Source organism: Arthrobacter sp. PAMC25284 (genome assembly GCF_019443425.1).
In the GTDB taxonomy this organism is placed as follows: Bacteria; Actinomycetota; Actinomycetes; order Actinomycetales; family Micrococcaceae; genus Arthrobacter; species Arthrobacter oryzae_A.
On the sequence record NZ_CP080382.1, the window covers coordinates 2,147,470 to 2,164,311 of the forward strand.

Annotated in this window: 15 protein-coding genes; 10 read left to right on the forward strand and 5 right to left on the reverse strand. The window is 66.0% G+C overall.

What is annotated here, in order from left to right; translation table 11 throughout:
- Nucleotides 1-96 precede the first annotated feature (96 nt).
- Nucleotides 97-411 carry a hypothetical protein gene (locus tag KY499_RS09920; protein WP_148045251.1) on the reverse strand — a complete coding sequence of 105 codons (315 nt, stop codon included), beginning with the start codon at nt 409-411 and terminating at the stop codon, nt 97-99.
- A gap of 481 nt (nt 412-892) precedes the next feature.
- Between KY499_RS09920 and KY499_RS09925 the strand changes: the two genes are divergently transcribed.
- From KY499_RS09925 to KY499_RS09960, 8 genes are all read left to right on the forward strand, one after another.
- Entirely contained in the window at nt 893-1,702 is an 810-nt protein-coding gene (locus KY499_RS09925) for a VOC family protein (protein WP_123256754.1), read from the forward strand.
- Between the two features lie 114 nt (nt 1,703-1,816).
- Nucleotides 1,817-2,356 carry an NUDIX hydrolase family protein gene (locus tag KY499_RS09930; protein WP_123256753.1) on the forward strand — a complete coding sequence of 180 codons (540 nt, stop codon included), beginning with the start codon at nt 1,817-1,819 and terminating at the stop codon, nt 2,354-2,356.
- A 140-nt stretch (nt 2,357-2,496) separates the two neighbouring features.
- Complete coding sequence (locus tag KY499_RS09935; protein WP_123256752.1) at nt 2,497-3,435, forward strand: DUF6707 family protein; 939 nt, start codon at nt 2,497-2,499, stop codon at nt 3,433-3,435.
- Nucleotides 3,436-3,632: 197 nt separating this feature from the next.
- Entirely contained in the window at nt 3,633-4,358 is a 726-nt protein-coding gene (locus KY499_RS09940) for an SRPBCC domain-containing protein (RefSeq protein WP_123256751.1), read from the forward strand.
- 33 nt (nt 4,359-4,391) lie between these two features.
- Entirely contained in the window at nt 4,392-5,690 is a 1,299-nt protein-coding gene (gene tgt, locus KY499_RS09945) for a tRNA guanosine(34) transglycosylase Tgt (protein ID WP_123256750.1), read from the forward strand.
- A 149-nt stretch (nt 5,691-5,839) separates the two neighbouring features.
- A complete protein-coding gene (locus KY499_RS09950) occupies nt 5,840-6,790 on the forward strand; it encodes a type IV toxin-antitoxin system AbiEi family antitoxin domain-containing protein (RefSeq protein ID WP_123256749.1) in 951 nt (316 codons plus the stop codon).
- Between the two features lie 125 nt (nt 6,791-6,915).
- Nucleotides 6,916-7,362: a transposase gene (locus KY499_RS09955; protein ID WP_123253734.1), complete on the forward strand. Its 447-nt coding sequence runs from the start codon at nt 6,916-6,918 to the stop codon at nt 7,360-7,362.
- Nucleotides 7,326-8,369 (forward strand): IS3 family transposase, encoded by a 1,044-nt coding sequence (locus KY499_RS09960; RefSeq protein WP_123253733.1) that lies wholly within the window; start codon nt 7,326-7,328, stop codon nt 8,367-8,369. Before KY499_RS09955 ends, KY499_RS09960 begins: the two co-directional genes overlap by 37 nt.
- Nucleotides 8,370-8,420: 51 nt before the next feature.
- Here the strand turns inward: KY499_RS09960 and KY499_RS09965 are convergent, their stop codons facing one another.
- Nucleotides 8,421-9,116, reverse strand: a complete 696-nt coding sequence (locus KY499_RS09965; RefSeq protein ID WP_123256748.1) for a queuosine precursor transporter — start codon at nt 9,114-9,116, stop codon at nt 8,421-8,423.
- A gap of 367 nt (nt 9,117-9,483) precedes the next feature.
- Here KY499_RS09965 and KY499_RS09970 point away from each other — a divergent pair, with 367 nt between their 5' ends.
- Nucleotides 9,484-10,344 carry a hydroxymethylpyrimidine/phosphomethylpyrimidine kinase gene (locus KY499_RS09970; RefSeq protein WP_123256747.1) on the forward strand — a complete coding sequence of 287 codons (861 nt, stop codon included), beginning with the start codon at nt 9,484-9,486 and terminating at the stop codon, nt 10,342-10,344.
- A 22-nt stretch (nt 10,345-10,366) separates the two neighbouring features.
- Here the strand turns inward: KY499_RS09970 and KY499_RS09975 are convergent, their stop codons facing one another.
- From KY499_RS09975 to KY499_RS09985, 3 genes are all read right to left on the reverse strand, one after another.
- Nucleotides 10,367-11,638: a serpin family protein gene (locus tag KY499_RS09975; protein ID WP_123256746.1), complete on the reverse strand. Its 1,272-nt coding sequence runs from the start codon at nt 11,636-11,638 to the stop codon at nt 10,367-10,369.
- A gap of 156 nt (nt 11,639-11,794) precedes the next feature.
- A complete protein-coding gene (locus KY499_RS09980; RefSeq protein ID WP_219885329.1) occupies nt 11,795-13,543 on the reverse strand; it encodes a pyruvate dehydrogenase in 1,749 nt (582 codons plus the stop codon).
- 108 nt (nt 13,544-13,651) lie between these two features.
- Nucleotides 13,652-15,163 carry a helix-turn-helix transcriptional regulator gene (locus KY499_RS09985; protein ID WP_123256744.1) on the reverse strand — a complete coding sequence of 504 codons (1,512 nt, stop codon included), beginning with the start codon at nt 15,161-15,163 and terminating at the stop codon, nt 13,652-13,654.
- Between the two features lie 156 nt (nt 15,164-15,319).
- On the opposite strand from KY499_RS09985, the gene aceA reads away from it, so the two are divergent.
- Nucleotides 15,320-16,651: an isocitrate lyase gene (aceA, locus tag KY499_RS09990; protein WP_123256743.1), complete on the forward strand. Its 1,332-nt coding sequence runs from the start codon at nt 15,320-15,322 to the stop codon at nt 16,649-16,651.
- The last annotated feature ends 191 nt before the right edge of the window (nt 16,652-16,842 follow it).

The following is a 16,842-nucleotide window of genomic DNA, read 5'->3' on the forward strand; positions in this document are numbered from 1 at the left end:
AGTGATGGCTGGGAAATTGCTGGGATCAGGCCGCGAGGGGCCTTCTTGCCCGACGCCCACGTCACGGCCCCCCCGGGCCCTGGCGAAGCGCTTGGGTCAGGAGGCGCCGACCAACTGTCCAGGCAGGTCCACGCCGGTGTCCGGTCCGGCAGGAAACATCTTTGATCCGAGGGCACCGAGATGTTCCGCGAGAGCGAGCTCCGGGCGTCCCGGGTTGGCCTCGAGCCGGGCGCGCAAAAGGTCCCTGGCCGGGGCCTGCTCCGGATCGTCCCCCGCCAGGACAATGCCGATAATCATGAGGGTCTGCTGACGTATGCCGGGAGCGCCGCCCTCATCGGGCTCACCCGTCAGGGTGTCCAGGAGGCGATCTGTCTCGTTCTGTACCGGCAAAGAAGATGGCTGCAACGACATGGCTATTCCTTTGTTCCCGGGTCCGGCTGAGTCCGGACCGCCCACGTTCACCCGGATCCCTCCAGGCGGTTTGCCTGTGCCAGGGGCCCGAATGGCCGTACAAGAAACGTATCCCGGACCCGCGGAACGGACCCGAAGGGAAGGAGCAAGTTTTACCAAGGCTTTCCACACCGAGACGCAAGGGTCGCGGTTGGCATGGCGGGTACAGGCATGTGGATGGGAGGCGATTCGCCCGGCTGTGGGCCAGCGGCGGCGGCCACTACGGTTCTTTCGGCCGCCTGGTCTGCGGGTACGGCGTCTCGAGCCGCGACATTGCCCGTGATGCTGCTCGAGCCAGTGGCGGCACTCGGCGGCATCCCGCGCGGGCAATGCCTCAAGTTCAGCCGCCAAGGCGCCATGGTACCCCGCGGGGCTGACCGGATGCGTGCTTTGGTGGCACGATGGCTAGTGGAGCCAACCCCGTATTCCAGGAGGAGATCCCATGCTGCGCGTCCGCCCGATCCATTACACCTCCCGCATGGCTGAGTGGGGGCGTCTGCTGTCCGCCCTCGGCATGGTCCGGACGGTCGACGACGGCGGCTGGCAGGAGTTCGACGCCGGCTCGGGCCGCATCGCCCTGCACGGTGTAGCAGCCGGTGTGCCGGCCGGCGCAGGTACCGGCGCGGATGCCGGTGCCGCTGCCGGTTCCAACAAGAACGGCACTGCGCCGGACCGATATTTGCTGGACGGACGGACGGACTTCGGCGTCGAGGTCGGAGACCTTGCGGAATTTGCTCGCCGAACCAATGCCGCCGGCGTGGAGGACGGGACGTCCCCCGCGGAGCTGGTCACTGCCGGACACGGCGAGACCTGCCGGATCACGGGCGAGGACGGCTACGCTTTCTTTGCGGACAAAGCCGCCCACAGCGGGCAGTGCGACGCTGACCCGGCTCTCGCCGTCGTCGAAGTCTGGTTTACGCCGGACGCGGCCGCCGCAGCTCAAACGCTGCGGAATATGGGGGCCAGGTTGCGCCTGGCTCCGGACGACGACGAAACCGCGGACTTCACGGCGAAAAATGGGGGTGTGCTGATGGTGCGGCCCGCCGGCACCGCCCGGTCCGGTTTCGGCTTTGAGTACACCGGCGACCTCTCCACCCTGCGGGACCGCCTCACGGCAGCAGGCCACCGGGCCAGCATGACGGAAGAGGCCTACGGACGGACCCTGCACGTCGCCAACCCCGACGCGGCCGACCTCCCGGAAAACCCCAACGGGGCGACCCTGTGGATTTCGTCGCGGCCGGCAGGCGCGTGACCGGCCCCGCCCCTGCCCCTGGCACGGATCGCCGCGGGTGAGCCGCTGGAATCCATCCTGGCCTTGTGAAGCCACGGCGCGGGGTTCGGGACAGGGATGCGGTAGAACTTAACCATGAACGTTCGCACTCCTGACCCGAACCCCGGCTGGCTCTCCGAAGACGACCTCTTCGAAGCACGCGGACGGCTGCCCATGGTTTACGTCGAAGCGGTTCCGGTCCGGCTGGACCCCCTCGGATTCGTCAACGAGGTCGGCACCCTGCTGCAGGCCGACGAAGACGGCACTATGATCCGGTCCCTGGTCTCCGGCCGGGTGCTTTACCGCGAAACCATCCGGGCCGCCCTCCTGCGCCATATGGAAAAAGACCTCGGGCCGCTGGCGTTCCCGCAACTGCCCGTCAGCCCGGTGCCCTTCACCGTGGCCGAATACTTCCCGGCGCCGTCCCATACGGGCTTCACCGATGACCGCCAGCATGCCGTGGCGCTGGCCTACGTCATACCGGTCACCGGCGAATGCACCCCCCGCCAGGATGCCCTCGAACTGACCTGGATGACGCCGCAGGAAGTCATGAGCTCGGACGTACAGCTGGAGTTCAGCGGCGGCCGGGGCGCCCTCATCCGCCAGGCGCTGGCCTTCGCCGGCGTCGGGAACTAGACCTGGCCGGCGCGGCCGGCCAGGTCCTGGCCGTGGCCCGGCCGCACCCCGGGAGTCCTGAGCGCCCCGCTTCGACCGCGACTTCCTGCACCCACCTTTGTAGACTGGTCGCGGACAGCAAGAGAACGTAAGGACTCACGATGAACCAGCCGCCAGCCACACGGACCCACGACAAAAAGCAGGCCGGCTCGCTTCAGGCCGGTGACTGCCTGGTCCTGCCCGATGGAGAGCACTCCGCCGAAATCCAAAAGCTCGACGTGGAAACCGACGACTTCGGCGCCCCGGCCGTGGTCCTCGCTACGATCACCGGCGGCGGTGTCCTGAGGATCGCAGCCGGTTCCACGATGCGGCTCGCGGGAAACGGGCCGGAGACCACGCCGCTGGCCGTCGTCCCCGCCGCTGCTGCCGCCGTCGTACCTCCCCTGCCGGCGCCGCCGGCCGCCGCAATCATCCCGTCCGAAGAAGACCTTTCCCTGATCCCCACTCCGGACGGTTCGCCGGAATCCACGGTGGAGGCGGTCGCCGGGGCGCACCCGGGTGCGGCCGGAGTGCAGTTACTCGGCGAACGGCTCGCGAAGGGCATCAATACGAAGTCCGGCAGCTGCCTCAAAGACCTGAGCGATCTGGCACACGAACTGTTCGTCATCCGCCAAGACGCCGAGAACGCCCTCGCGGTCGCGGACCTGCTTAATGTCCTGCCCTTCGACGGCAATCCCGGACGCTGGACCTCGGTGGAAGCGTCCCTGTCTTTGTCCAGCTACATCTGCCGGTTGCGGGGGCTGACGGACCGGGCTGCACTGTACGAGAAGTTCCTTCGGGCGCCCGATGCCATGGAACCGGACCCGTTTAAGGCCAGGATCAATACCAAGGTACTCCAGCGTTCGCTCAACGAGCCGAACCTCTATGACAACGAGATTTTGCGGTCCGTCGACAACTCGGATCCGGATGCGGAACGTGAATGGCGGCTGCTGCGGCTTGAGTCCTTGATGTTCCTGAGGGCCCACGGCGGTTCCGAGACTTTTGGCGCGGAGGAGCTGGACCAAAGGATCGGCGAGGAACTCGAGGCAGTCCGCGCCTGACGCCGCGATTGGAGTCACCGCCCGGTCCCGCTTGGTCCCGCCGTCCGGTCCCGCCGTCTGGTCCCGCCTGGTCCCGCCGTCTGGTCCCGCCTGGTCCCGCCGTCTGGTCCCGCTGGGTCCCGCTTTCGGGGTGCTGCCCGGCATTTGATAGCCGGCGGACCCTACCCCGCGGCGGCCGGGCGTTGTAGATTCAGCCCATGACGAACAATCTGAGCGTTGTGATCAATTCCGACGCGCAGCAAGTCTGGACCATGCTGCGCGAACCCGCCCTGGTGGCCCAATGGCACGGCTGGACTGCCGATGACCAGGCTGCCGAGATCAACGAGATTTATTTCAGCCCGAACGTCGTCGAAGCCGCCGACCACACGTCCCTCAAGGTCGACGGCGGCGACATCTTCACCCTCCACCCGGTCCAGACCGGCACCGAGGTCAGCATTACCCGGTCTGCGGTTGACCACGACTCCGAGTGGGCCGCGTGGGACGAGGACATCACCCAGGGCTGGCTGACCTTCCTCCACCAGTTGCGCTTCGCGCTGGAGCGGCACCCGCACGGAAAACGGAAAACCCTGTTCTGCTCCGTGCCCGGCACCGGCGGGTCCGCGATTGAGAAGCTCGGACTCGACGGGTTGCCCGCCGCCGGGGAACCCTACTCGCTGACGCTGGCCACCGGCGAGAAAATCTCCGGCAAAGTCTGGTTCCGCAGCAACCATCAGGCCGGCCTGACCGTACACAGTTACGCCGAGCACGGGGAAGGCCTCGTGATCGTGGCGGACCAGCCCGCCATCCCGGAGCTCCGGCCCGACGGCGGATCCCTGATCATCGTCTCGACCTACGATCTGGGGGCCCACCAGCTGGAGTCCATCCGGACCCATTGGGACTCCTGGCGGGCTGAGAACTACCCCACATCGGAGCCGATGCGCTAAAGCCCGCGCGCTGTTAGCTGGCACACTGGTACCGTGCCAGCCAATAGTGAAACGCCCGCCCCTGCCCTCCAGCCTGCCCGGCAGTCCGAGTTCTCCTTCCGCGTCGGCAAGCGCCTGACTGAAACCTGCTCGCCGTCGGCCGGGCAAGTGGCTGAGAACGGCGGGGAGTTCCTGGGCCGCACCGGAACCATCGCCACGCCACATGGCGAGATCCAGACACCGGCCTTCATCGCAGTCGGCACCAAGGCCACCGTCAAGGCCGTGTTGCCTGAATCCGTCGCCGAACTGGGCGCCCAGGCCGTATTGGCGAACGCCTACCACCTCTACCTCCAGCCTGGCGCGGAGATCCTGGATGAAGCCGGCGGGCTCGGCTCGTTCATGAACTGGGCCGGCCCCACGTTCACGGACTCCGGCGGGTTCCAGGTCATGAGCCTGGGAGCCGGGTTCAAGAAGGTCATCGACATGAAATCCGTAGACCAATCCGGACCGGACGACGCCGTGGCTCCGGGCAAAGAACGCCTGGCCCACGTGGACGAGGAAGGCGTGTGGTTCAAGAGCCACCTCAATGGCGACCGGCACCGGTTCAGCCCCGAAATCTCCATGAATGTCCAGCACCAGATCGGCGCGGACATCATGTTCGCCTTCGACGAGCTGACCACGCTGCAAAACTCCCGCGGCTACCAGGAAGAATCCCTCGAACGCACCCGGCGCTGGGCCGAACGGTGCATTACGGAGCACTTCCGGCTCACGACCGAACGTGCCGGCAAGCCCTACCAGGCCCTCTTCGGAGTCATTCAGGGCGCGCAGTACGAGGACCTGCGCCGCAAAGCCTGCCGGGACCTCGGCGCGATGAACTTCGACGGCTTCGGCATCGGCGGTGCGCTCGAGAAGGAGAACCTCGGCACGATCGTGCGCTGGTGCACCGAGGAACTGCCGGAAAACAAACCCCGGCACCTGCTCGGCATCTCGGAGCCGGATGACATTTTCACCGCGATTGAGAACGGCGCGGACACGTTCGACTGTGTCTCCCCCACCCGGGTGGCCCGCAACTCCGCGTTCTACCACCCCACCGGCCGCTACAACCTCTCCGGCGCCAAGTACAAGCGCGACTTCGGCCCGCTCCAGGATGGCTGCGACTGCTACGCCTGCCTGCACTACTCCCGGGCCTACATCCACCACCTGTTCAAGGCCAAAGAGATGCTCTCGGCGACGCTCATCTCAATCCACAATGAGCGGTTCGTGGTGAAAATGGTGGACGATGCCCGGCTGGCGATCGAGGCCGGCAATTTCTTCGACTTCAAGGCAGAGACGCTGGGGCAGTACTACTCCTAGGCCCCATCGGCCCCCTCCCCGGCCGTTTCGACGGTTCCCTGCACACTCGACGATTCGCGGCGTCGTCTGGGCGCGGAACCGTCGAAACGGTGTCCACATGGGGTAAGCCACGGCTGTTGGCGGGCCCGCGGAGGGCGGAGTCTGGAGACATGAGCCAGAAACCCTTGCCGGAAATCCCAGGATCAGCGACGCTGTGGCGCACGGACCAGCTCAAGGAAGCCGGGCTGACCTCCCGGGCTATCGAGCATCAAATCCAGGCCGGCGAACTCATCCGCCTGCGCAGAGGCTGCTACGCCTGCGGAAGCTGGTGGATCGGGTTGGGGCACTCCGCACGCCGTCGTCAGCTGATCTTCGCGCACGCCCAGGGAACACTGACGACGTCGACCGGCGGCTCCGTCTACAGCCACGTCTCCGCCGCCCGCCTTCATGGCCTGCACCTGTGGGCCGTCGACGAGCGGATTCATCTGACGCAGGAAAGCTGCCCGTCCCGGATTTCCCACGGGCGCGACGTCGTGGCCCATACCCGGCCGCTGGCGCCCGGGGACGTGATGTCCAAGGCGGGGCTCCGATGCACCTCGCTGGAGCGCACGGTGCTGGATTGCTGCCTCATCTTCAACAACCGGCAGTCGTTGATCCTGATGGACCACGCCTGCCGCCTCGGCGTGGACATATCCATCCTTCGGGACCGGTGCAGCGCCCTGGCGGGCCGCAGCGGCGTCGTGTCTTTGCGCCGGGCGCTGGAGCTGGCGGATGCCCGTTCCGAGTCAGCCGGTGAAAGCCTGACCCGGGAGTTGCTTTTCCGGCTCAAGATCGAACCGCCGGTGTTGCAGCATGTGGTCCGCACACCGGTTGGGGAACATCGGCTGGATTTCGCCTGGCCGGCACGAAGGGTTGCCCTCGAGTTTGATGGCAAGACCAAGTACTTCGATTACAGCCCTACCGGTGAGGTCCTGTTTGCGGAACGCCGGCGCGAAAAAGCCCTCATGGAACAGGGCTGGACGTTCATCCGGACCGAATGGAAAGACCTGTTCAACGAGGCAGCCTTCAAGCGCCGCGTGCTCCGGGCCCTCGGCGGAGGCGCTCAAGTCGGGGCCAGGTGACAGCTGCCTTGGCGACGTTTCGATGCGTAGATCCCGGATCGACGCTCCGCCCCTGTGTGTCAGGCTGTTGTGTGACAGGTTCTCTGTCGGCTCGGCCTGATCACGGGGGCGGGGAAAGGTCCGTCATGGATTTTGTTGTCCCTGTCCGTCGCTCCGGGAGGAGCCACTTCACTCTCGAGCAAAAGCACGCGATTCTGGATGAGTACGAGAAGTGCCTGGAGCGTGGGTCCCGGATCGCGTTCTGCCGGGCTGTGGGTATCGGCGATAACACCGTCCGGCTCTGGGTCCAGCAACGCGAGGCCGGGGAGCTGAGGTCCAGCATCAAGCAAGGGAACGAGGACCAGCGGTTGAACGCAGGCGACAAACAGCAGCTTAAGCGGGTGTTGAAGGAGAACGAGATCCTCAAGGCCAAGCTGGCCCGGGCCGAGGCGGCGGTGGACATTCTGGGAAAAGCTTCCGCGCTCTTGGACGCCATGGCCAAGAGCGCGGCGGCGACCGATCCGGTGCTGGAAGAACCGGAGCCGGGCCGGCCGGAGTGGTTGGTGCCAAAGTCTGGAAAGACATCGCCCTGACCTTCGCCGGCAATCTGATCACGGCGGGCTGGTCAGCGGTGAAGACCTGCGCCCTGCTGGGCCTCCACCGCACCACCTGGTACCGGCATCTGAGTCCTCCTGTCCCGGCAGGGGTCACCGTGCCGCGCCGTGACCGGGCTTACCCGAACCGGATCACCACGGCCGAGGCTGAGGAGTTCATGGAGCTGCTCAACTCCGAGGACTACGGGAATCTCTCGGTCACCCAGGCCTATTATCGGATGCTCGACGCCGGGTACTGCTCCTTCTCGATTGCGGCAGCCCACCGGATCGTCGCCGCGCACGGGCAGAACGGGGACCGCCGCGCACTACGCGGCGGCACGGGCCCGGGACGGGTCAAGCCGGTCCTGGTCGCGACGGCCCCGAACCAGCTCTGGAGCTGGGACATCACCATGCTCCACGGCTCCGGCAAACACACGTACAAGCTCTACACAATCATCGACGTCTACTCCCGCAAGGTCGTTGGGCACCGGGTCGAACACGGAGAAACAGCGGCCCTGGCGGCCGCTCTCATCAGGGACGCGGTCGCGGGAAACCGGCAGCGCCCCGCGGTGCTGCATGCCGATAACGGGGGCCCGATGCGCGCCGGCACGACCTTGGACCTCGCCCGGTCTCTGGGCATCGAACTCTCCTACTCCCGCCCGCGGGTTTCCAACGACAACCCCTACTCGGAATCCCTGTTCAAGACGGTCAAATATGACCTCGACTTCCCCCCACGGTTCCAGGATCTCCAGCACGCCCGGGCCCACATGGCCGCGTTCCTGGCGGACTACAACGCCAACCACCGCCACAGCGGCCTGAACTACTACACGCCGGACACCGTCCACCACGGGCTCGTCGAACAGGCCCGCAGGCAACGGCAGGCAACACTGGACGCCTGCCACGCACGCAACCCCCACAGGTACCGCCGCAAACCGACAGCGCCCGGCGCCCCCGGCCACGCCGGCATCAACTACAAAGAAACCAACCAGCTGTCACAAACAGCTTGATAGATACCGCCGCCGCATCGAACCGGCAGGGAACCGTCGAAACGGGGGACTTTAGGCCCCGTAGCTCGGTTCGCGCCTTTTGACCCAGCCGATCGCGTGCGAGGTCACCGGCACAAAGGCGAACTCCACGAGGGTCTTGTAGACGAAACCTACCAGAACGTAGTTGACGAAGGACGCGGCGTCGTTGATCCCGATGACCGAGGCTGCGATGCTGCAGAAGATCAGGGTGTCCACGAACTCGCCCGCCCCGGACGATCCCATGAGCCTAGCCCACAGCGACTTTTCGCCGGTGCGCTCCTTCATCTTGACCAGGATCCACGAGTTGATCGTCTGGCCCGCGAAGAAGGCCAGCAGGGACGCCAGGACGATTTGCGGAACCGGACCCAGGGCGCCTTCGAGCGAGGCCTGCTTGGCGGTCCCAAAGTCATCGTCGAAGCCCGGCAGCGCAATGATGATCCAGTAACACAGCGAGGCGAAAACGGAGAGGGCAAAGGAGGTCACGATGGCCTTGCGGGCGACCTTGAATCCGTAGACCTCGCTGATGACGTCGCCGAGGATGTACGCGAGCGGGAAGAGGAAGAATCCGCCGTCGGTGATGATCGGACCAACCGCCACACCCTTGGACGCCCCAATGTTGGACAGGATCAGAACCACGGCCATAACGGCGAGCATGATGCCGAAATACGGCGACCCGATCGAGGCGAACTTGGCAGGCGTGGCGACCGGAAAGGTCTTGGCGGAGGACATGGCGGTTCCATTCATAGTGGTTCGCTCGGCCGCCCGGATCCTCGGGACCCGCGGCGGCCGGCTGTATTAGCACTGGATGGCCCCGGAGAATCGAAGTGCCGGAACCGCCTTCCATTCTCGCACCCCGTCCATGCAGACGGCACCAGCAAGCCCCGGCCGAGCCTTGGCCGCATGTCAGAAGCAGCGCCATCTCCACGGTCCGCCCCGCGCATCAAACTGTCACACGACAGCCTGATACAAAGAGCCTGCACGTCGAGCGCGCACGGAGCCGTCGAATCGGCTGCCCATTCTCCGAAGCACGCGGGATCCCTTTTTACTGTTCACACGCACCACGCGGACCGGTTGGCGCGGATGAAAGGATGGAACTATGACATCCACCGCTGACACCGCTGCCGCCCGCCCCGGGACCACACCCGCCGTCGCGCTGACCATCGCAGGTTCCGAAGCGACCGGCGGCGCCGGCGCGCAGGCCGACCTGAAGACCTTCCAGGAACTGGGCGTCTTTGGCATCGCGAACCTGACCTGCATCGTTTCCTTCGATCCCAAGAACAGCTGGAACCACCGCTTCGTCCCGATGGACCAACACGTCATCGCAGACCAGTTGGAGGCGACGACGGCGGCCTACGGTGCCGCGTCCGGCGCACCGGCGGTGCTGGACACCGTGAAGATCGGCATGCTGGGCAGCCCGGCCACGATTTCGACGGTGGCGGCGGCGCTGGAAGCCGGCAGTTACAGGAACGTGGTTCTGGACCCGGTGCTGATCTGCAAGGGCCAGGAGCCGGGCCATGCGCTGGACACGGACCAGGCGCTCAAGACCCGGATCCTGCCGCTGGCCACGTTCGTCACGCCGAACCACTTCGAGGCGGAGTCGCTCTCCGGCCTGGAGATCACCGACGTCGAGTCCCTCACGGCGGCCGCCGTCCGGATACACGAGCTCAGCGGCGCCGCGGTGCTCGCCAAGGGCGGCGTGCGCCTGGCCGGCCCGGACGCCGTCGACGTTTACTACGACGGCGAGACGATCGAGATCCTGTCCGCCCCTAAAGTCGGCGAAGTGGCAGTCTCCGGGGCTGGCTGCTCGCTGGCCGCCGCGGTGACGGCCGAGCTCGCCAAGGGGGCCACTCCGCTGGAGGCGGCCCGGACGGCCAAAGCATTTGTGACGGCCGGGATCCGTAACCGGGTGGCCTCGGGGGCGCCGTTCGACGCGCTCTGGCAGGGCGGCCCGCGCTAGCGCTACTCAGCTGGCAACGGGGTCAGTCGGACGCCGGACGGGGGTCCACCACGTTACCCATGAAGAGGGGTAATCCGGTTTCGATGTGGACGATTTCATAATGGAACGGCCGGTCGAAGCGGATCACCTGCAGCGTCCCGTCTCCGGCGCTTGTCTCCTTCGCGTTGATCTGGGTAACCGCCGCGGCAACCGTTCCTTTCTCCGCCACGGTGATGTTCGCTGCCTGCGCCGCCTGCGTGAGCTTCATGCCCCGTTGGATCGCGTTGAAGTCGGTTTCTGTGTCCAGCATCTGTGTCAGCCCCAGCCGGGCGAATACTTTCCGCAGATCGAAGCTGCTCTTGTGGTCCCACGCCGGCAGGTAGATCTGCACCGGCGACGGTGCCGCGGTTTCAAGGGCCCCTTCGGCCGCGGCGAAACCTCCGGGGTCCGCGACGGGAGCACCTTCATCCGGCAACACGAGCCGCATCATGAAGCCGTCCGCGTAGGGCAGCTCTACGGCCTGCCAGCCGGGGCCCTCGGCAAAGTCGACGTCCTGGATGGTCTGCATCGTGGGAACGGAGATCTGCTCACGGGACGCCGTCGTAAAGGGCAAGTCCGCGGTGTCCGAGGGGTCGAAGGGTACTTTCCAGGCCGCCGCGAAGTACACCGCGTTGAGCAGGCTGAAGGTGTTTCTTGGGTCGTACTGCGCCGGCGCTTCCTTGATCCGGCCACCGGTGTTCTTGTTCACCCAGGCGTCGATTGCCGGCTTCGTGGCAGCCTCATCCGAAAAGTCCACGGGGTAGACACCGGTACCGTACTGCCGGGCGAGGGTTTCCAGATAAACCTCACCCGTGCGCGCACCCTTGTCCACGAACAGTCCGTTCGCGGTGTGCAGGACCGGCTTCCGCGGCGGCTCCTTTTCGTCCACCGCGCCGGGGTCGCCGTCGAACTTTTCCAGCGATGCCAGCAGCGCGTTCATGGCTTCGTCCCGGTTGGTTGCCGGGAGTCCCAGCACGCGGTCCATTTCGGCCGCTGTCTCTCCGGCGGCACCCGCCCGCAGCATGGCCAGCGCAATCAGCAGGCTCACCGGCGACGAGACCACGTTGCCGTTGCCGGCTTCACCGCCGTCGGCCAGCAGGGCACCACCAAGAGTCCGTGCGGAGTCCCGGAACATTGCCAGCTCATCGGCATGAGAGGACAGGTCCGCGGAAACCCGTTGGACGCCGTCGGCCGTCAGCATCTCGGGAGCCGACGCGGCGCAGGCAGACAATGCCAAAGCCGCGGCGGCCGCGGCTGCCACAAGTTTTGCTTTCATTGCCGCCTCCTGGCCCGGTCTCCAGGCATGTTGGTCTGGCGGGACTCCGCCTGGGGCCAGTCAACCAGCAGGAGGCCGGAGGTGGCGATACCTGCAGGGTCACGGTTTGCCCTCGTTTTGGCCACGCGGCGATGAAGCCGGGGCCACGATGCAGGCTCAGCCCCGGGGGATGTTGCGCAGGTTGCTGCGCGCCATGCTGACGGCTTCGCCCGCTCCCCGGTTAAGCACGACCTTCGACATCGCCGTGGCGAAGCCCAGGATCTGGGCGCCCTTGATTTTTGGCGGGAGGGAGAGCGCCTGGGGATCCGTGATCAGTTCCACCAGGGCTGGTCCCGGGTGGGCAAAGGCCTCACGGTAAGCCTGCTCGATCCGGGACGGATCGGTGACCCGGACGGCGTGGAAGCCCAGGGCGCGGGCCACCGCGGCGTAGTTGGCGTCGGGCACGTCCACGCCGAAATCGGGAAGCCCGTCCACCAGCATTTCCAGCTTGACCATGCCCAGCGTGGCGTTGTTGAACACCACCACCTTGACCGGCAACCGGTGCGCGACCACAGTGATCAGCTCACCCAGCAGCATGGACAACCCACCGTCGCCCGAGACCGAGACCACCTGGCGGCCTGGATGGGACAGCTGCGCACCGATCGCGTGCGGCAGCGCGTTTGCCATGGAGCCGTGCAGGTACGACCCGATCAGCCGCCGGGTTCCGAGCGGGTTGATATACCTCGCCGTCCAGACGTTGCACATGCCGGTATCCGCCGTGAGGATCGCGTCCGTGGCAGCGACCTGGTCAAGCAGCGATGCGGCGTACTCCGGGTGGATCGGTGCAGTCTTTTCCACCTTCCGGGTGTAGGCGCCCACGGCCTTGTTCATTAGCCGGTCGTGCTTCTTGAGCATCTTGTCGAGGAAGCGGCGATTCCTCTTTGCCTCGAGCAGCGGCATCAGCGCCGCCAGGGTGGGCAGCACGTCACCGTGGACGGCGATGTCCACATCTGTCCGCCGGCCCAGATTTTGGGCGGCCCGGTCCACCTGGGCCGTCCGGGTGCCGGGCAGGAACTGGTCGTACGGGAAGTCGGTGCCCAGCAGGATCAGCAGGTCCGCATCCTCGATCCCCTCGGCCGCGGCGCCGTACCCCAACAGCCCGGTCATGCCGATGTCGTAGGGATTGTCGTACTGCATAAAGTCCTTGCCGCGAAGGCTGTGACCAATGGGCGCTTTAATGCGCTCGGCAAGCGCCAGGACCTCGTTATGGGCGCCCTGCACACCGATGCCGGCGAAGATCGCGACTTTGCCGGCCGCATTGATCGCCTCGGCCAATTGCCGGACGCTTTCGGGTGCAGGCGTCAGGGTCGCCGGGACGAACGCCGCTGGCAGCGGAGTGGCGGCGGTTGCCTCCAGTCCGGCAATGTCGCCGGGCAGGGTGACGACGGCGACTCCGCGGAACGCGACGGCGTGCTGGATGGCGGAGTGCATGACCCGCGGCGCCTGTTCGGCGGTGCTGATCAGCTCGGAGTAGACCGAGCACTCGTTAAAGAGCCGGTCCGGATGCGTTTCCTGAAAGAAGCTGCTGCCGATCTGCTTGCTGACGATGTGGGAAGCGATCGCCAGCACCGGCGCCCCGGACCGGTTGGCATCGTAGAGTCCGTTGATCAGATGCAGGTTGCCAGGTCCGCAGGAGCCGGCGCAGACCGCAAGACGCCCGGTCAGCTGCGCTTCTGCCGCTGCCGCGAAGGCTGCCGCCTCCTCATGCCGGACATGGATCCAGTCGATACCGCCTTTGCCTGTACCACCCGTCTTACGGACGGCGTCGACAATCGGGTTGAGACTGTCGCCGACGATGCCATAGATGCGCTGCACTCCGGCAGCCTGGAGTTGTTCGACGAGCTGGGTTGCAAGTTCCTTGGCCATAGTTGCGCACTCCCGCGATCGGATCGATGGGCTGACACCGCCAATATAGTCCGCCGTGCGTCCGCGCCGGGCCGGGCCGGCGAAAGTGCGGGAGCGTGCGGGGCGTGGTCAGCTCCCGGAGTGGGCCTGCAGGAATGAGTAGACCTCGGTCTCGTCCACGCCGGGGAAGGCGCCGGGCGGCATCGCGGCGAGCAGGTGCGAGTGGGCCCGGGCCGAGGGCCAGGCGTTCCCCGCCCACTCCGCGGTGAGCGACGCGGGCGGTCGTTTGCAGCAACTCTCATCCGGGCACGTGGATTTGGACCGTTCGGTGGTGTCCCGGCCCCGGAACCACTTCACTTGCGCGTAGGGCACGCCCACGGAGAGGGAAAACTCGCCGTTGGCGGAACCCTCGGTCCGGGCCGTGCACCAATACGTCCCGGCCGGAGTGTCCGTGTACTGGTTGTACGCGCTGAATTTGTCCGGTACGTCGAAGACCACCCGCGAGGTCCAGTTCTTGCAGGAGGGCTGGCCCTCGATGGCGCCGGTGTGATCCTGCGGAAACGTCACGCCGTCGTTCTCGTAGGCCTTGTAGATGATGCCGCTCTTGTGGGTTTTCTGGAAATGCGTCCGGATGTCCAGGTGTTGCGTGGCGAGGTTGGTGAAGCGGTGAGCGGCCGTCTCGTAGGAGACCGCGAAGGCGTCCCGGATGTCTTCGACGGCGATTTCCTTGGCCTCTTTGGCCCGCTGGAGGAATTCCACAGTGGCCTGTTCTGGCAGCAAAAGGGCCGCGGCGAAGTAGTTCGTGGCCACTCGCTGCATCAGGAAATCGCCATAGTTGGTGGGAGTCTGGTGGCCCAGGACGTAGTGGCCGAGTGCCTGCAGCAGCACCGACCGGGGGTCGTGATCGCTCCTGCCGCCCTGGGTGAGGTAAATTCGGCGGTTCTTTAGATCGGTCACCGAGCGGGTGGAATGTGGCAGGTCCCCCACGTGGTGGAGGCTGAAACCGAGGTGCCCGGCAATGTCCGCGATGATGTGGTGGGACAGCGGACCGCTCGTGTGGCCCACCGCGGCAAGGACCTTCAGCGCTTCCGCTTCGTACTCCGGAAAGTAGTTGTTCCGTTTCCGCATCATGGCCCGCAGCTCACCGTTGGCGCGGCGTGCCTCCTCCGGCGTCGCGACCTGCTCGTTGAGCCGGCGCTCAAGCTCATGTTGCAGGCCCACCATGGACTCCAGCACGTCCATCGGAAGCCGCGAGCTGATGCGGATTTTCGGCAGGTTCAGCGACTCGTAAATTGGGCTGCGCTGGTAGCGTTCGAGTTCAATCTCCAGGGCCGCGCGGCGGTTGGGCGGTTCGGCGCCGAGGAGTTCATCGATGCTCGTCCCGAGCGCTGCGGCGAGCTGCTGCAGGAGCCCGAGTTTGGGTTCCCGCTTGCCGTTTTCGATCAGGCTCAACTGGCTCGGGGCGGTCCCGACGGCGGCACTCAGGTCATCGAGCGTAAGTCCCGCCGCTTTCCGCAGGTGCCGGACGCGGCGGCCCATGCTGATGACGTCCACTTCCACCGCGGCGGCAGGGGCGGGCGGCGATGACGGGCTGTTCCAGCTGGCAGGGTGCATTTCTTGAGAATACGCGAAGAAGTGCATTTCTTTCCATCATTCTGCTCTGGCAAACCCCGTGAAAGTGCAGAAAAGTAGGTCTTACGAAAAGAAACGCCCTCCGGACCCGCCGTCACGAACTGCATGAAAGCAGCTCAGGCCGGGTCCGGGCCCTGCGGGCCGGACCCCAACAAGGAGACAACGATGACTTCAGCATTTGAGCCCACCCAGCAGACTCCCCAGCAGCAGGCAGCAGCACTGGAGCTCGAGTGGGCTGCCAACCCGCGCTGGGAAGGTATCACCCGCGACTACAAGGCGTCCGACGTCGTCCGCCTCCGCGGCCGGGTCTCCGAAGAACACACGCTGGCCCGCCGCGGCTCGGAAAAGCTGTGGAAGCAGCTCACCGAAGAGCACAGCACCGGCCAGTACACAAACGCCCTCGGCGCACTGACCGGTAACCAGGCCGTGCAGCAGGTCAAGGCCGGACTGCGCGCCATCTATCTCTCCGGCTGGCAGGTCGCCGCGGACGCCAACAACTCCGGCCACACCTACCCGGACCAGTCCCTCTACCCGGCCAACTCGGTCCCCACCGTGGTCCGCCGGATCAACAACGCGCTGCTCCGCGCCGACCAGATCGAATTCTCCGAGGGCATCCAGACGGTCGAGGACTGGATGGTGCCGATCGTCGCCGACGCCGAGGCCGGCTTCGGCGGCCCGCTGAATGCCTACGAGCTGATGAAGTCCATGATCCAGGCCGGCGCCGCGGGCGTTCACTGGGAAGACCAGCTCGCGTCGGAAAAGAAGTGCGGCCACCTCGGCGGCAAGGTCCTCATCCCGACCCAGCAGCACGTCCGGACCCTGAACGCTGCCCGGCTTGCCGCCGACGTCGCCGGCACCCCATCGGTCATCATCGCCCGCACCGATGCCGAGGCGGCCACCCTGATCACCTCCGACGTCGACGAGCGGGACCAGGAATTCATCCTCCGCGAAGGTGGGCAGCCGGTCCGCACCCCGGAGGGCTTCTACAAGGTCCGCAACGGAGTCGAGCCCTGCATCGCCCGCGCCAAGGCCTACGCCCCGTACGCGGACCTGATCTGGATGGAAACGGGCACCCCGGACCTGGAGCTGGCCCGCAAGTTCGCCGAGTCCGTCAAGGCCGACTTCCCCGACCAGATGCTCTCCTACAACTGCTCGCCGTCTTTCAACTGGCGCAAGCACCTCGACGACGCCACCATCGCTAAGTTCCAGCGCGAACTCGGCGCCATGGGCTTCACGTTCCAGTTCATCACTCTGGCCGGTTTCCACGCCCTGAACTACTCGATGTTCGATCTCGCCCACGGCTACGCCCGGGACGGCATGAGCGCCTACGTCGAACTGCAGGAAAAAGAATTCGCCTCCGAAGCACGCGGCTACACCGCAACCAAGCACCAGCGCGAAGTCGGCACCGGCTACTTCGACGATATTGCCACCGCGCTCAACCCGAACGCGTCCACGCTGGCCCTGGTGGGATCCACCGAAGAAGGCCAGTTCCACTAACGCTTACGACGGCGGCGCCTGGGTCCGGCCTTCGGTCCGGCATTGCTCTGCCTGCTATTCCCCATGTCCGGGTCTGACCTCGCTGAGCGAGGTCAGACCCGGACACAGGGCCCCTTTTACGCAGGCTGCCGCAACACCGGCACCTTCAGCCTCGCGCAGACGTCACCTGGCCACCCGCCGTCGAACTTCCT

What these genes read in the sequence shown, in the direction of transcription:
- KY499_RS09920 (WP_148045251.1), bottom strand. Translation starts at nt 411, where the DNA reads ATGTCGTTGCAGCCATCTTCTTTGCCGGTACAGAACGAGACAGATCGC.
- KY499_RS09925 (WP_123256754.1), top strand. Translation starts at nt 893, where the DNA reads ATGCTGCGCGTCCGCCCGATCCATTACACCTCCCGCATGGCTGAGTGG.
- KY499_RS09930 (WP_123256753.1), top strand. Translation starts at nt 1,817, where the DNA reads ATGAACGTTCGCACTCCTGACCCGAACCCCGGCTGGCTCTCCGAAGAC.
- KY499_RS09935 (WP_123256752.1), top strand. Translation starts at nt 2,497, where the DNA reads ATGAACCAGCCGCCAGCCACACGGACCCACGACAAAAAGCAGGCCGGC.
- KY499_RS09940 (WP_123256751.1), top strand. Translation starts at nt 3,633, where the DNA reads ATGACGAACAATCTGAGCGTTGTGATCAATTCCGACGCGCAGCAAGTC.
- KY499_RS09950 (WP_123256749.1), top strand. Translation starts at nt 5,840, where the DNA reads ATGAGCCAGAAACCCTTGCCGGAAATCCCAGGATCAGCGACGCTGTGG.
- KY499_RS09955 (WP_123253734.1), top strand. Translation starts at nt 6,916, where the DNA reads ATGGATTTTGTTGTCCCTGTCCGTCGCTCCGGGAGGAGCCACTTCACT.
- KY499_RS09965 (WP_123256748.1), bottom strand. Translation starts at nt 9,116, where the DNA reads ATGTCCTCCGCCAAGACCTTTCCGGTCGCCACGCCTGCCAAGTTCGCC.
- KY499_RS09970 (WP_123256747.1), top strand. Translation starts at nt 9,484, where the DNA reads ATGACATCCACCGCTGACACCGCTGCCGCCCGCCCCGGGACCACACCC.
- KY499_RS09975 (WP_123256746.1), bottom strand. Translation starts at nt 11,638, where the DNA reads ATGAAAGCAAAACTTGTGGCAGCCGCGGCCGCCGCGGCTTTGGCATTG.
- KY499_RS09980 (WP_219885329.1), bottom strand. Translation starts at nt 13,543, where the DNA reads ATGGCCAAGGAACTTGCAACCCAGCTCGTCGAACAACTCCAGGCTGCC.
- KY499_RS09985 (WP_123256744.1), bottom strand. Translation starts at nt 15,163, where the DNA reads ATGCACTTCTTCGCGTATTCTCAAGAAATGCACCCTGCCAGCTGGAAC.
- aceA (WP_123256743.1), top strand. Translation starts at nt 15,320, where the DNA reads ATGACTTCAGCATTTGAGCCCACCCAGCAGACTCCCCAGCAGCAGGCA.